Consider the following 13,750-nt stretch of genomic DNA (forward strand, 5'->3'; position numbering starts at 1 on the left):
GGCTCCCCTGACTGGCCAACTGGTAAAGGACCAATCAACTGGTGAGGTCCATCCTAGCCGCGGTCGGTGCCCGTGATTCCGTGAACAGCGCATATTTTTCTTGGGGTTGACGGCCGGATTGGTCCATGCCACCTTCTGGGCACGCAGCTGACCACTTGACCAATTGGTCAATCCTTCTTCTCCGAGGTGCCCGTGAAGATCAGCTCCCTCGCCGTCCCCGTCGCCCTCGCGACCACTCTCGCCCTCACCGTCACCGCCTGCGGCTCGACGGACGACCCGAAGGCCGGCGGATCCGGCAAGGTGACCGTCTGGATCATGAAGGACAGCGTCACCGACGACTTCCTCAGCCGCTTCCGCACCGACTTCGAGGCGACGCACCAGGGCACCACGCTCGACATCCAGATCCAGGAGTGGGACGGCATCGGCGAGAAGGTCACGGCGGCCCTGGCCAGCAAGGACGCCCCCGACGTCATCGAGGTCGGCAACACCCAGATCGCCCAGTACGCGGCGAGCGGCGGCGTCCGCGACCTCAGCGACAAGGTCGCCGATCTCAACGGCGCCGACTGGCTGCCCGGACTCGCCGAGCCCGGCAAGGTCGACGGCAAGCAGTACGGCATCCCCTGGTACGCCGCCAACCGCGTCGTCATCTACCACAAGGACCTCTTCGCCCAGGCCGGCGTCACCGCCCCGCCGAAGACCCGCGCCGAGTGGCTCACCGTCACCGCCAAGCTCAACAAGGGCTCGACGCAGGGCATCTACCTGCCCGGACAGAACTGGTACGCCCTCGCCGGCTTCATCTGGGAGGACGGCGGCGACCTCGCCGTACCCGACGGCAAGGAGTGGAAGGGCGCCCTCGACACCCCGCAGGCGCTCGCGGGCATGGACTTCTACCGGCAGCTCCAGGCCCTCGGCAAGGGGCCGAAGGACTCCGACGAGGCCAAGCCCCCGCAGGCCGACGTCTTCGCCAAGGGCGACGTCGCCCAGATCATCGCCGTACCCGGCGGCGCGAAGATCGTCGAGGAGGCCAACCCGGCCCTCAAGGGCAAGCTGGGCTTCTTCCCGATCCCCGGCACGACCGCGGACAAGCCGGGCGCCGTCTTCACCGGCGGGTCCGACCTCATCGTCCCCGAGGCCTCCGCCCACCCCGAAGCCGCGTACGAGGTCGTCAAGGCGCTCGCCGGCGAGAAGTGGCAGACGGAGATGGCGAAGACGATGAGCTACGTCCCCAACCGCACCTCGCTCGCCCGCGTCATCCAGGACGACGAGGGCACCGCCGCCATGGCCGCGGGGGCGGCGCAGGGCCGGGCGACGCCCAACTCCCCGCAATGGGCGGCCGTCGAGGCCACCAACCCGATCAAGCAGTACATGACCGCCGTGCTCACCGGCACCGACCCGGCGCGGGCGGCCAAGGACGCGTCGGAGAGCATCACCAAGACCCTCGGCTCGTGAGCGGGCGGCGCCGGGCCGCGCTCTGGCCCTACCTCCTCGTCGCGCCGACCGTCCTCGGCGGCGCCCTGCTCCTCGGCTACCCCCTCGTCCGCAATCTGCTGATCTCCTTCCAGCACTACGGCATGGGCGAACTCATCAGGGGCGGCGCCCCGTTCGTCGGCCTCGCCAACTACCGGACCGTGCTCGCGGACCCGGAGTTCTGGGAGGTCGTCCGCCGCACCTTCTGGTGGACCCTGATCAATGTCGTCCTGATCATGGTGATCGGCACCCTCGTCGCGCTGATGATGCGCAGGCTCGGCCGGCGGATGCGGATCCTGGTGACGGGCGGGCTCGTCCTCGCCTGGGCCAGCCCGGTCATCGCCACCACCACCGTCTTCCAGTGGCTCTTCGCCTCCCGCCTCGGCATCGTCAACTGGGTGCTCGTACGACTCGGGTTCACCTCCTACGAGGGCTACTCCTGGCTCGCCGACGGCACCGCCGCCTTCACCGTGCTCGTCCTGCTGGTGGTGTGGCAGTCGGTGCCGTTCGCCGCGATCACCCTGCACGCGGCCCTGATGACGGTGCCCGAGGAGATCTACGAGTCGGCCCGGCTCGACGGCGCCGGGGCGGGGCGGATCTTCCGCTCGATCACCCTGCCCCTGCTCCGCCCGATCTTCGGCCTGGTGCTCTGCCTCGAAGTCATCTGGGTCTTCCGCTGCTTCGCCCAGATCTGGGCCGTCACCCGCGGCGGCCCCGGCGACGCGACGACCACGCTCCCCGTCTACGCGTACCGGGTGGCCCAGTCCCTGCACCGCTACGACCTCGGCTCGGCCGTCTCGACCCTGACCGTGCTCCTCCTGGTCGCAGTCCTGATCGCCTACTTCCGTCAGCTGTTCCGTCAGGAGGCCGACCGGTGACACCCCGCGCACTGCGCCGCGTTCCCCTGAACACGGCCGCCTCGATCGTCTTCGTCCTCGCCGTCTTCCCCGTGTACTGGATGGTCCTGACGGCCTTCAAGCCCACCCCCGACATCCAGGCGGAGACCCCCGTCTTCCTGCCGACCTCGCTCACCCTGGAGCACTTCGCGCACGCCGTCGCGGCGGACGGCTTCTGGCTCTTCTGGCGCAACAGCCTGCTCGTCACCGCCGGTTGCGTCCTGCTCGCGCTGATCGTGGCGCTCGGCGCGGCCTTCGCGGTCGCCCGGATGCGCTGGCGCGGCCGGCGGGGTTTCGTCCTGATGGTCTTCGTCGCCCAAGTGGCGCCTTGGGAAGCGCTGTTGATCCCGATGTACGTCATCGCCCGGGACGCCGACCTGCTCGACCGGCTTGCCACCCTGACCCTGATCTACTTCATGATCACCCTTCCCTTCACCATCGTGACCCTGCGCTCCTTCCTCGCCGCCGTCCCCGCCGAACTCGAAGAGGCCGCGCAGGTCGACGGCTGCACCCGCGCCGAGGCGTTCCGCCGGGTGACGCTGCCCCTGCTCGCCCCCGGGCTCATGGCCACCTCGCTCTTCGGATTCATCACCGCCTGGAACGAGTTCGCCTTCGCCAACATGCTGATCATCAAGAACCAGGACGACCGGACCCTGCCGGTCTGGCTCTCCTCCTTCTCCAACGTCTTCGGCACCGACTGGGGCGCCACCATGGCCGCCTCCACCCTCTTCGCCCTGCCCGTCCTCGTCCTTTTCCTGGTCCTGCAGGGCCGGGTCGCCGCCGGGATGACCGGCGGAGCCGTGAAGGGATAGCGAGCCTCACCATGCGTACACTCCGCGCCCTCCGCACACCCCCGCTCGTGCCCGAACCCACCCAACTGACCCCGCTGCCCGGTCGGTTCGCCTTCGACGAGACCACCGCGCTCAGGGTCTCTCCCGGCGCCCACGGCGCCGCCGAGCTGCTGCGCACCCTTCTCGGACCGGCCACCGGGCTGCGGCTGCCCGAGCGCCCCGACGGGCCCGTCGTCCTCGCCGTCGACCCCGCTCTCACCGGCCTCGGCGACGAGGGCTACGGCCTGACCGTCGGCGAGCATGGCGTGCTCTTACGGGCCGCCACCCCACGCGGGCTGCTCGCAGGGGTCCAGACGCTCCGTCAACTCCTGCCCGTCGAGGCCCTGCTGGATCACCCGGTCGCCGGGGTCGAGTGGAGCGTGCCCTGCGTCCAGATCACCGACGTCCCCCGCTTCTCCTGGCGCGGCACCATGCTCGACGTCTCCCGTACGTTCCGGTCGATCGACTTCCTCCGGAGATACGTCGACCTGCTCGCCCTCCACAAGCTCAACGTCCTCCACCTCCACCTCACCGACGACCAGGGCTGGCGCATGCCGGTCGCCGCCCACCCCCGGCTCACCGAGATCGCCGGCCATCCGCACGGCGGCGCCTACACCCGCGCCGAACTCGCCGCACTCGTACGGCACGCGGCCGAACGCGGGATCACCGTCGTTCCCGAGATCGAGATGCCCGGCCATGTCAGGGCCGCCCTCGCCGCCTACCCCTCGCTCGGCAACCGCCCGGACCGCCGGCTCCCCGTCTGGGACCGCTGGGGCGTCTGCGACACCGTCCTCGGCGTCCACGACGAGGCCCTCGACTTCTGCCGCGACGTCCTCGACGAGGTGATGGACGTCTTCCCCTCGCCGTACGTCCACATCGGCGGCGAGGAGTGCCCCACCACCGAGTGGCAAACCTCGCCCGTCGCCCTGCGGCGCGTCGCCGACGAGGGGCTCGACGGGCCGGACGCCCTGCACGGCTGGTTCATGGAGCGGATCGGCGGCCATCTCCTCGCCGCCGGCCGCCGCCCGCTCGGCTGGACCGAGACCGGCGCCGACCTCCCTCCGTACTTCACCGTGATGCCCTGGCGCGACTCCGCCCACGGCCGCACCGCCGCCCGCCGGGGCCACGAGGTCGTCATGGCGCCGCACCGCTCCACCTACCTCGACTACCCCCAGTCGGCGAGCCCCGACGAGCCGCCCGGCCAGCCCGGAGCCGTCGTCGACCTGCGCACCGTGCTCCGCACCGACCCCGCGCCCGCGCACTGGAGCCCCGAGGAGAGCGCGCGGGTCCTCGGCACCCAGGCCCAGTTGTGGACGGAGTACGTCCCCACCGGAGCCCACGCCGAGTACCTGGCCTTCCCCCGGCTCTGCGCCCTCGCCGAGACCGCCTGGACCGGGCGCCGGGACTGGCCCGGCTTCCAGGCACGGCTGCGCCACCACCGGACCCGGCTCGACACCCTCCGGGTGCCGCGCCGCCTTTCCCCCACCTCCGCGCAAGGAGAGGAAACCTCATGAGTGCCCGAACCAGCACCCGAACCAGCACCCGAACGAGCAACCGCCAGACGACACTGCGGATACGCGCCGCGCTCGCCGTCGCCGGCGTGACCGGCCTCGGCGCCACCGCCCTGACCGCGCTCCCGGCCGCCGCGGCCGGCGAGGCCGTCACCGTCCAGTACCGGCAGAGCGCCACCGGCGGCGACCAGGTCGAGCCCTGGTTCAAGGTGGTCAACTCCGGTTCGTCGAGCGTCCCGTTGAGCCAGGTGAAGCTGCGGTACTACTTCAAGGCCGACGCGGGAGCCTCGTACACCTACGCCTGCTCCTGGGCGGTGAAGGGCTGCGCGAACCTCACCGGCACCTTCGGCACCCTCGCCAACCCCACCGCGACCGCCGACCGCTATCTGGAGGTCGGCTTCACCGCCGGGGCCGGCAGTCTCGCCCCCGGCGCCGACACGGGCGACATGCAGCTGCGCTTCCACCGCTCCAACTGGCAGCCGCTGAACCAGAGCGACGACTACTCCTTCGGCCCGACGCAGACGACGTACGCGAACTGGAGCAAGGTCACCGCCACCGTCGGCGGCGTCCAGGTCTGGGGCACGGCGCCCGCGGGCAACGAGCCCACCCCGACGCCCACCGACCCGACCACCCCGCCGCCCACCGGAGGGGCCGCGCTCTTCGACGACTTCGACTACACCGGCCACACCGACCCGTCGATCGCCGCCCACGGCTGGAGCGTGCGGTCCAACTCCGGCGGCCCGGGCGTGCCCGGGGCCGGCTGGGCGCCCGAGAACGTGACCTTCGCCAAGGAGGGCACCAACTCGATCATGAACCTGCGGACCTCGACGGCCGGCACCGCCGAGTCGACCCGGCAGACCGAGATCCTCACCCGGTCCATGAAGTTCAGGAACGGTACGTACGCGGCACGGGTCAGGTTCTCCGACGCGCCGCTCTCCGGACCGGACGGCGACCGGCTCGTGCAGACCTTCTTCACCATCAACGACCTCAAGGCGCCGATGGCGGACGACTACGCCGAGTACGACTTCGAGTACCTGCCCAACGGCGGTTGGGGCGAGCCCGCGAACATCCTCTACACCACCTCGTGGGAGACCTACCGGCCGGACCCGTGGGAGGCCGTCAACCAGCACTCCGAGGTCCGCGCGAGCTACGCCGGCTGGCACGACCTCGTCCTGACCATCGACGACAGCACGATCGTCTACTACGTCGACGGCCAGGAGTTCGGCCGGCACGACGCCCGCTATCTGCCCGAACGCCCGATGTCCATCAACTTCAACCAGTGGATCATCGACCTCCAGGGCCAGACCTCGACCACACCCCGGTCCTACGACCAGAAGGTCGACTACGTCCTGCACGTGAAGGACCAGGTCCTCACCCCGGCGCAGGTGGCCGCCAGGATCGCGGCGTACCGCACGGCGGGCACGGCCTTCGAGGACTCCGTACCGGCCGTCTGACGTCACAGCCCGCCCAGTCCTACCCGCGGTAACGGACGGGCGCGTGTCGCGCGCCCGTCCGGAACCGGAACGTCCGGGGCTTGACCGCTCCGTTGGTCCAGACCAGAATCCAACCCACACACCCGCACGAACACGCCGTTCGGTCCCCCCACGACGGGTCAGCTCCCCAACCGCAGTCCCTTCTTGGGACGCAGAAGGTGACCTACGTGAAGAACCGACACCTGGTCTGTCCGCTGGCGGCCGCCACCGCCCTGGCCCTCGCCGGCTGCGGACTCCTCCCCGGCTCCGGCGACGAGACCCGCACGGTCAACGTCTGGCTCATGCGGGACAGCGTCAGCGAGGACTTCCTGAAGCGCTTCACCGCCGACTACGAGGCCCAGCACAAGGGCGTCGAGCTGAAGTTCACCATCCAGGAGTGGACGGGCATCGGCAAGAAGGTCACCGAGGCCATCAAGGGAGAGGGCGGCCCCGACGTCATCGAGGTCGGCAACACCCAGGTCGCCCAGTACGCCGACACCGACAAGCTCTACGACCTGACCCTGGAGTCCATACGCGACCTCGGCAGCGCGGACTGGCTGCCCGGCCTGGCCGAGCCCGGCCGCATCGGCGGCTCCCAGTACGGCATCCCCTGGTACGCCGCCAACCGCGTGGTGATCTACCACAAGGACCTCTTCGCGCAGGCCGGCGTCACCAAGCCGCCGGCCACCCGGGCCGAGTGGCTCGAGGACACCGAGAAGCTCAACCGCAACGGCTCGCAGGGCATCTACCTCGCCGGTCAGGACTGGTACACGCTCTCCGGGTTCATCTGGGACGAGGGCGGCGAGCTCGCCGTGGACAAGGGCGGCGACTGGACCGGCGCTCTGGCCAGCCCCGCCGCGCTGCGCGGCATGGACTTCTACAAGGACCTGCAGTCGCTCGGCTCGGGCCCCAAGGACGCGGACGAGCAGACGCCTCCCCAGGCCGAGGTCTTCGCCAAGGGCGACGTCGCCCAGATCATCGCCACCCCGAGCGCCGTCGCCGCCATCACCAAGGCCAACCCGGAACTCGAGGACAAGCTCGGCTTCTTCCCGATACCCGGCAAGAAGGCCGGGCAGCCCTGCGCGGTCTTCACCGGCGGCTCCGACCTGATCGTCCCGGAGAACGCGCCGCACCGGAACGCCGCGATCGAGGTCGTCAAGGCCCTGGCCGGCGAGAAGTGGCAGACGGAGCTGGCCCGCGCCATGAACTACGTCCCCAACAAGACCTCCCTCGCCTCGGTCGTCGAGGGCCAGGAGGCCACCGCCGTCATGGCCGTCGGCGCCGCCCGCGGCAGGGCCACGCCCAATTCGCCCCAGTGGGCCGACGTCGAGGCGACCAACCCGATCAAGCCCTACATGACCGCCGTGCTCCAGGGCGAGGACCCGAAGAAGGCCGCCGAGGCGGCCTCGACGCAGATCACGGAGGCCCTGGCGGAGTAGCCCTGGGGTTCTTCGAACCGGCAGGCGGCGCGGGGTCCACCGACCAGCATTCAGCGCCTACACACCCGCGATCCCCCGAACGGTCATGTCGAATCCAATCGGCCACGGAAGAAGTAAGGAGCCGGACCACCGCTCACCCGGTCCGGCCCTCACCGTCCCCCTTCCGTACGCCGGAGGAGCCCGACATGCCCGCACCGTCACCCGCAGCCACTGTCGCACCCGCTGTCCCCGTCCCCGCCGGTCTCCCCCTCATGAGCGCCCCCCTGACGGGCGCCCCGCTCACCGGGGTCCCGGCCCAGCCGCAGCCCCAGACCGCGGCCGCTCCTGCCGAGGAGCCCCGCTACATCGTCTGCCTCGCCCGCGACCAGGACGACGTCCGCGCCGCCCAGCGCCTGCGCCACCAGGTCTTCGCCGGAGAGTTGGGTGCCCACCTCGACGGACCCGAGCCGGGCCTCGACATCGACGCCTTCGACGCCTACTGCGACCACCTGCTCGTCCGCGAGGAGACCACCGGCGAGGTCGTCGGCACCTACCGGGTGCTGCCGCCCGACCGCGCCCGGATCGCCGGCCGCCTCTACTCCGAGAGCGAGTTCGACCTCGGCCGCCTCGGCCCCATCCGCGACGACCTCGTCGAGGTCGGCCGCTCCTGCGTCCACCCCGCGCACCGCAACGGCGCCGTCATCGCCCTCATCTGGGCCGGGCTCGCCCGCTACATGACCCGCACCGGCCACAACTGGCTCGCCGGGTGCTGCTCGATACCGCTGAACGACGGGGGCACGCTCGCCGCCGCCACCTGGGACCGGGTCAAGGCCAAGCACCTCGCCCCCGAGGAGTACTGGGTCACCCCGCACAAGCTCTGGACCCCGGACGGGATCGCCCGCCCCGAGGGCCGCGTGGAGCTCCCGCCGCTGCTGCGCGGCTACATCCGGCTCGGGGCCTGGGTCTGCGGCGCGCCCGCCCACGACATGGACTTCGGGGTCGCCGACCTCTACGTCCTGCTGTCGCTGCGCAACACCAACCCCCGCTACCTGAACCACTTCCTCTCCCTCGCCCCGGCGCAGTGACCACCGCCGGCCCCGTCTCCCCCTGGCTGCCGACGTCGCCGTGCGCGCCCGACCCGTGCGCACGGCACTCCGGCCCGGTCGCCGGGTCCGTTCTGGCGGTGCTCCGGCTGGTCGCGGGCATCGCCGCCGTCCTCGCCGGAGTGCTGCTCGCGCCCCTGGCGGCGCTGCTGCCGGCGGCGGGCCGGCAGGCGCTCGTCCGGGTGTGGTGCCGGCTGGTCCTCCGGTCCTTCGGCGTCCGGATCAAGGTCACCGGGGTCACCGTCCCGGCGGGCGCGCCGTTCCTGATCGTCGCCAACCACATCTCCTGGCTGGACATCCCGCTCGTCGCCTCCGTCCTCCCCGGGCGCATGCTCGCCAAGCGGGAGGTCCGGCAGTGGCCGGTGCTCGGCCCGCTCGCGGCGCGCGGCGGCACCCTCTTCATCGACCGCGACCGGCTGCGGGCCCTGCCCGGCACCGTCCGCGCGATGGCGGGGGCCATGTCCGGCGGCGGCCGGGTCATCGTCTTCCCCGAGGGCTCGACCTGGTGCGGCCGCGGCGGTGGCGCCTTCCGGCACGCGGCGTTCCAGGCGGCTCTCGACGCCTCCGTACCGGTGCTCCCGGTACGGCTCGATTACCGGCCGGTCGGGCCCGCGGCCTTCGTGGGGGAGGATCCGCTGGGCGCCTCGCTCTGGCGGGTCGTCGCCGCCCGCGGACTCACCGCCGAAATTCGGATACTGGATCCAATATCCACGATCCAGTATCCGAACCGTCGTGCGCTCGCTCAGGCGGCTCAGCGCGCCGTCGCCAGCGACAGCGCGAACCGTCCCTCCTTGTCCGTCCACCAGCGGGTCAGTTCAAGTCCGGCCTCGGCCAGCTCCGCCCGCACACCCGCCTGACGGAACTTCGCCGACACCTCCGTCCGTATCTCCTCGCCCGCCTCGAACGGCACCACGAGATCCAGCTGCGGGATCTTCACGGTCAGCGCGTGCCGCGCCCGCAGCCGCATCTCGATCCACTCCCGCTCACGGTCCCAGCGCGCGACGTGCTCGAAGTCGTCCGGCTCGACGTCCGCCTCCAGTTCACGGGCGATCACGGCCAGCACGTTCTTGTTGAACGCCGCCGTCACCCCGGCCGCGTCGTCGTACGCGGCGACCAGCGTCGCCTCGTCCTTCACCAGGTCCGTGCCGAGCAGCAGCGCGTCGCCCGGCGCGAGCATCGCCCGTACCGAACGCAGGAACGTTTCGCGCTCGGCCGGCAGCAGATTGCCGATCGTGCCGCCGAGGAACGCCACCAGACGCGGACCCGGCGTCCCGGGCAGGGCGAGCCCCCGGGTGAAGTCGGCTACCAGGGCGTGGATGTGCAGCTGCGGCCGGTCCACGAGCAGCGCGTCGGCCGCCCCCTTCAGCGCCGACTCGCTCACGTCCACCGGCACGTAGCTGTCCAGCTCCGGCAGCAGCGCGTCGATCAGGAAACGGGTCTTCTCCGAGGAGCCCGAGCCCAGCTCGACCAGGGTCCGTGCCCTCGTCGCCGCCGCGATCTCCGGCGCCCGGTCGATCAGGATCTCCCGCTCGGCGCGGGTCGGGTAGTACTCGGGCAGCCGGGTGATCTCCTCGAACAGTTCACTGCCGCGCGCGTCGTAGAACCACTTCGGCGGCAGCTCCTTGGGCGTACGGGTCAGTCCGTGGAGCACGTCGGCGCGGAGATCGGCCTCCGTGGCGTCCTCGGGAAGGGTGCGGGTCAGCTGGAACGGACTCACGAGGAGGGCTCCTTGAGCGAGGTGAGGGTGACGTCGGTACGGGTGGCGGTCAGCAGGGTGCGGTCCGGCACCTCGTGCCAGTGCGGATCGTCGTCGTACGGTTCGGAGGCGACGACCGTGCGGGCGGCGCCCGGCGGACCGGGCTCCGTCCGGTACCAGAGGGAGTCCCCCCAGGCGGTCGCCGCGATGGTGGCGCCGTCGGTGAGCAGCAGGTTCAGGCGTGACGCGGGGGCCGCCGCCGCGACCTCCACCACGGTGTCCCCGAGCGCCCGGTCCAGTCCGTCGCCCGCCCGCAGCCGGTGCAGCACCAGCGCCCACACCAGGGCCGAGTCGGTACGGGCCTCCAGGGACAGCAGCTCCTCGGCGGGCAGCGTCGCCGTCACGGGGGCGAGGGAGCCGGGCCAGCCCCGCACCGCCCCGTTGTGGCTGAACAGCCACGGCCCGGACGCGAACGGAGCCGCCGCGGCCTCCCCGTCCGCCCCCGGCACCGTCGCGTCCCGTACGGCCGCGAGGAACGCCCCGGCGCGCACCACGCGCGCGAGGTCCATGAACGGGGCGTCCGCCCAGATCGGCACGGCCCGCCGGTAGCGGGCCGGCACGGGATCCTCCTCGGCGTACCAGCCGACCCCGAAGCCGTCCGCGTTGACCGTGCCGTACCGCTGACGGCGCGGCTCCCAGGATTGCCGGTACAGCGCGTGCGGCGGCTCCGTCAGCAGCTCGCCGAGCGCCACCGACGGTCCCAGATACGCCAGATGACGGCACATCAGGTGAGCTCCGCGTCGCGTGCGGTCCGGAAGCCGGAGAAGATCTGCCGGCGCACCGGCAGGTCCCAGTTGCGGAACGTACCCCGGCAGGCCACCGCGTCCACCGCGAACGACCCACCGCGCAGCACCTTGTGCGCGGGACCGAAGAACACCTCCGAGTACTCCTTGTACGGGAAGGCCGTGAACCCCGGGTACGGCAGGAAGTCGCTGGCCGTCCACTCCCACACGTCCCCGATCAACTGCCGTACCCCGAGCGGCGAAGCGCCCTCCGGGTAGCTGCCGGCCGGGGCGGGCCGCAGGTGCCGCTGACCGAGATTGGCGTGCTCGGGCGCCGGGTCGGCGTCGCCCCAGGGATAGCGGTGCGAACGTCCCGTCGACGGGTCGTGCCGGGCCGCCTTCTCCCACTCGGCCTCCGTCGGCAGCCTGCGCCCGGCCCAGCGGGCGTAGGCGTCCGCCTCGTACCAGCTGACGTGCACCACCGGCTCGTCCTCGGGCACCGGCTCCGTCACACCGAACCGCCGCCGCGTCCACTGCGCGCCGTCCCGCCGCCAGAACAGCGGCGCGGCGATCCCGTGCTTGCGGATCTGGTCCCAGCCCTCCGCATGCCACCACCGCTCGTCCGTGTAGCCGCCGTCGGCCAGGAACGCCATGTAGGCGCCGTTGGTGACCGGCACGGTGTCGATGAAGAACGACGGGACGACCCGGGTGTGCGCCGGACGCTCGTTGTCGAGCGCCCAGGCCTCGTCCGATGTGCCCATCGTGAACGCACCACCGGGGACCAGGACTTCGGAGGGGAGCGGACCGGTCTCCGTCGCGGGCGGCGGGGGAGCGGTCAGCGCCTGAGGACCCGTGCGCAGCTGATGAGTGATCAACATGGTCTCGTCGTGCTGCTGTTCGTGCTGGGCGATCATCCCGAAGGCGAACGCCGCCTCCACCAGCGGCCGGCCCTCCAGCGGGGTCCGCTCCAGGACGTCCAGGACCCGGCCCCGTACGTCCGAGGCGTACGCGCGGGCCTCGGCCGGCGGCAGCAGCGGCAGCGTGGGGCGCGTGGCGCGGGGGTGCTCGAAGGCGTCGTAGATCGAGTCGATCTCCGGGCGCAGCGCGTCACGTCCCGCGACCGCCCGCCACAGCCACTGCTCCTCCTGGTTGCCGATATGGGCCAGGTCCCACACCAGCGGGGACATCAACGGGGAGTGCTGCGCGGTGAGTTCGTCGTCCTCGACGCAGGAGGTGAGCAGCGCGGTACGGGCCCGCGCGGTGGTGAGCGCGTCCAGCGCCCGCGCCCGCAGGGCCGACGGGTCGTCGGTCACGGTCATGACGCCACCTCCAGGAGATCGTCGGCGGGACAGCTGCCGGGCAGGACATAGCGCTCGTGGAAGGCGGCCACGGCGGCGACGACGGCCGGGCTCGCGCCGATCCGGGGCAGCGCGTCGAGCGCCGCCGGGAACGCGACGAGAGCCGCGGCGTGCAGTTCGGGGTCCTTGAGGCCGTCCTTGGCCGCCGCGAGCCAGAGCGGATTGCGGGGAGCGGCCACCGAACCCGCCCGCTCCGCGAGGGGCTTGACCGCCCGGTAGACCGTCTCGGCCGCCTCCGGGTCCTCGAAGAGCGCCGTGGTCACGGCCACCGGCACGACCCAGCCGTCAGGACCGGGCTGAGCGTCGATCATCCGCAGCTCCAGATGCCCGCGCGGTCGCACCGGCGGGAAGAGAGTGGTCATGTGGTAGTGCAGATCGTCCACGTCGGCCGGCCGGGGACGCCCGGTGCGCAGCCACTCCCGGAAGGTCAGCCCCTCCGGCACGGCCCACGGCGCGTCCTCGCCCCGTACGCACATCACCGGGGTGTCGAGGACGTGCGCCGCCCAGGCGTCGCGCGGCTCGCGGTCCGGGTCGGGGGCGAGCGCCCGCGCCGGGTCGAGGTCGGTCCACAGGGCCTGCCGGGTCGAGCGCCATCCGGTCCGGCGGCCGCCGTGGAGCGGAGAATTCGCGAACGCGGCCACGAGCACCGCGCCCAGCAGATGGGCCAGCTGCCAGCGGCGGTGGTAGCCGAGCGGACCCGGTTCCTCGTGACCGACGTCCAGGCAGACCTGCACCGACGCCGAGTCGCGCATCATGGCCCGCCCCGCGGGGCCCGTACGGTCGAGGGCGGTCTCCATCGCGTCGTAGCGGGGCTCGCGCAGGAGCCGCTCGCGCGGCGCGTTCCAGGGGTCGACCCCGTAACCGCTGAGAGTGAGTCCGAGAGGGGAGAGCGCGTCACGCACCGTGCGCAGATCGGCCGAGAGAGTGTCGACGCAGCTCATGAGGGAGTCGGCGGGAGGCGAGCTGAGCTCCAGCTGTCCGCCGGGTTCGAGGGTGAGCGACGAGGCGAGGGGCAGGGACCGTACGGTGTCGAAGGCCGGAGCCAGCCGTTCGGCCGGGACGGGGAGCCGCGGGTCGCGCAGCTCGTGGACGAGCCATTCCACCTCCACCCCGACCGTGCGGGGTGGGCCCGTCTTGAAGCAGATACATCGCAGCAGGCCCTCCGCCTCGTCCTCGTTGATGGCGGGACCGCTCCGCGGTATACCGCTCGGCGACAT

12 protein-coding genes are annotated in these 13,750 nt (G+C 71.9%); 8 read left to right on the forward strand and 4 right to left on the reverse strand.

The features are described 5' to 3' along the window. The first annotated feature begins 192 nt into the window (after positions 1–192). The 8 genes from AB0F56_RS02290 (at position 193) to AB0F56_RS02325 (ending at position 9,554) form a co-directional block, all read left to right on the forward strand. Positions 193–1,449, forward strand: a complete 1,257-nt coding sequence (locus AB0F56_RS02290) for an extracellular solute-binding protein (RefSeq protein WP_362003045.1) — start codon at positions 193–195, stop codon at positions 1,447–1,449. Beyond that, on the forward strand, positions 1,446–2,345 hold the full coding sequence (locus tag AB0F56_RS02295; RefSeq protein ID WP_362003047.1) for a sugar ABC transporter permease: 900 nt from the start codon (positions 1,446–1,448) through the stop codon (positions 2,343–2,345). The genes AB0F56_RS02290 and AB0F56_RS02295 overlap by 4 nt, the downstream gene beginning before the upstream one ends. After that, positions 2,342–3,175 carry a carbohydrate ABC transporter permease gene (locus tag AB0F56_RS02300; RefSeq protein WP_362003048.1) on the forward strand — a complete coding sequence of 278 codons (834 nt, stop codon included), beginning with the start codon at positions 2,342–2,344 and terminating at the stop codon, positions 3,173–3,175. Before AB0F56_RS02295 ends, AB0F56_RS02300 begins: the two co-directional genes overlap by 4 nt. A gap of 11 nt (positions 3,176–3,186) precedes the next feature. After that, positions 3,187–4,707, forward strand: a complete 1,521-nt coding sequence (locus AB0F56_RS02305) for a beta-N-acetylhexosaminidase (RefSeq protein ID WP_362003050.1) — start codon at positions 3,187–3,189, stop codon at positions 4,705–4,707. Next, positions 4,704–6,158 (forward strand): cellulose binding domain-containing protein, encoded by a 1,455-nt coding sequence (locus AB0F56_RS02310; RefSeq protein ID WP_362003052.1) that lies wholly within the window; start codon positions 4,704–4,706, stop codon positions 6,156–6,158. Before AB0F56_RS02305 ends, AB0F56_RS02310 begins: the two co-directional genes overlap by 4 nt. 206 nt (positions 6,159–6,364) lie before the next feature. Next, positions 6,365–7,615 carry an extracellular solute-binding protein gene (locus AB0F56_RS02315; protein WP_362003054.1) on the forward strand — a complete coding sequence of 417 codons (1,251 nt, stop codon included), beginning with the start codon at positions 6,365–6,367 and terminating at the stop codon, positions 7,613–7,615. 185 nt (positions 7,616–7,800) lie between these two features. Further along, a complete protein-coding gene (locus tag AB0F56_RS02320; RefSeq protein ID WP_362003056.1) occupies positions 7,801–8,679 on the forward strand; it encodes a GNAT family N-acyltransferase in 879 nt (292 codons plus the stop codon). Further along, positions 8,676–9,554 carry a lysophospholipid acyltransferase family protein gene (locus AB0F56_RS02325; protein ID WP_362003058.1) on the forward strand — a complete coding sequence of 293 codons (879 nt, stop codon included), beginning with the start codon at positions 8,676–8,678 and terminating at the stop codon, positions 9,552–9,554. Before AB0F56_RS02320 ends, AB0F56_RS02325 begins: the two co-directional genes overlap by 4 nt. Here AB0F56_RS02325 and egtD read toward each other — a convergent pair. The 4 genes from egtD to egtA are packed head-to-tail and all read right to left on the reverse strand — an operon-like array spanning position 9,449 to position 13,750. After that, positions 9,449–10,414: an L-histidine N(alpha)-methyltransferase gene (egtD, locus tag AB0F56_RS02330; RefSeq protein ID WP_362003060.1), complete on the reverse strand. Its 966-nt coding sequence runs from the start codon at positions 10,412–10,414 to the stop codon at positions 9,449–9,451. The two genes, AB0F56_RS02325 and egtD, sit on opposite strands and share 106 nt — an antisense overlap. Beyond that, positions 10,411–11,178 carry an ergothioneine biosynthesis protein EgtC gene (gene egtC / locus AB0F56_RS02335; protein WP_362003062.1) on the reverse strand — a complete coding sequence of 256 codons (768 nt, stop codon included), beginning with the start codon at positions 11,176–11,178 and terminating at the stop codon, positions 10,411–10,413. The genes egtD and egtC overlap by 4 nt, the downstream gene beginning before the upstream one ends. Beyond that, the gene (gene egtB, locus AB0F56_RS02340) at positions 11,178–12,494 is read right to left on the reverse strand and encodes an ergothioneine biosynthesis protein EgtB (protein ID WP_362003064.1); all 1,317 of its coding nucleotides are present in this window, start codon (positions 12,492–12,494) and stop codon (positions 11,178–11,180) included. The genes egtC and egtB overlap by 1 nt, the downstream gene beginning before the upstream one ends. Beyond that, positions 12,491–13,750, reverse strand: a complete 1,260-nt coding sequence (gene egtA / locus AB0F56_RS02345; RefSeq protein ID WP_362003066.1) for an ergothioneine biosynthesis glutamate--cysteine ligase EgtA — start codon at positions 13,748–13,750, stop codon at positions 12,491–12,493. The genes egtB and egtA overlap by 4 nt, the downstream gene beginning before the upstream one ends.

Source organism: Streptomyces sp. NPDC026092 (genome assembly GCF_040638605.1).
GTDB lineage: Bacteria > Actinomycetota > Actinomycetes > Streptomycetales > Streptomycetaceae > Streptomyces.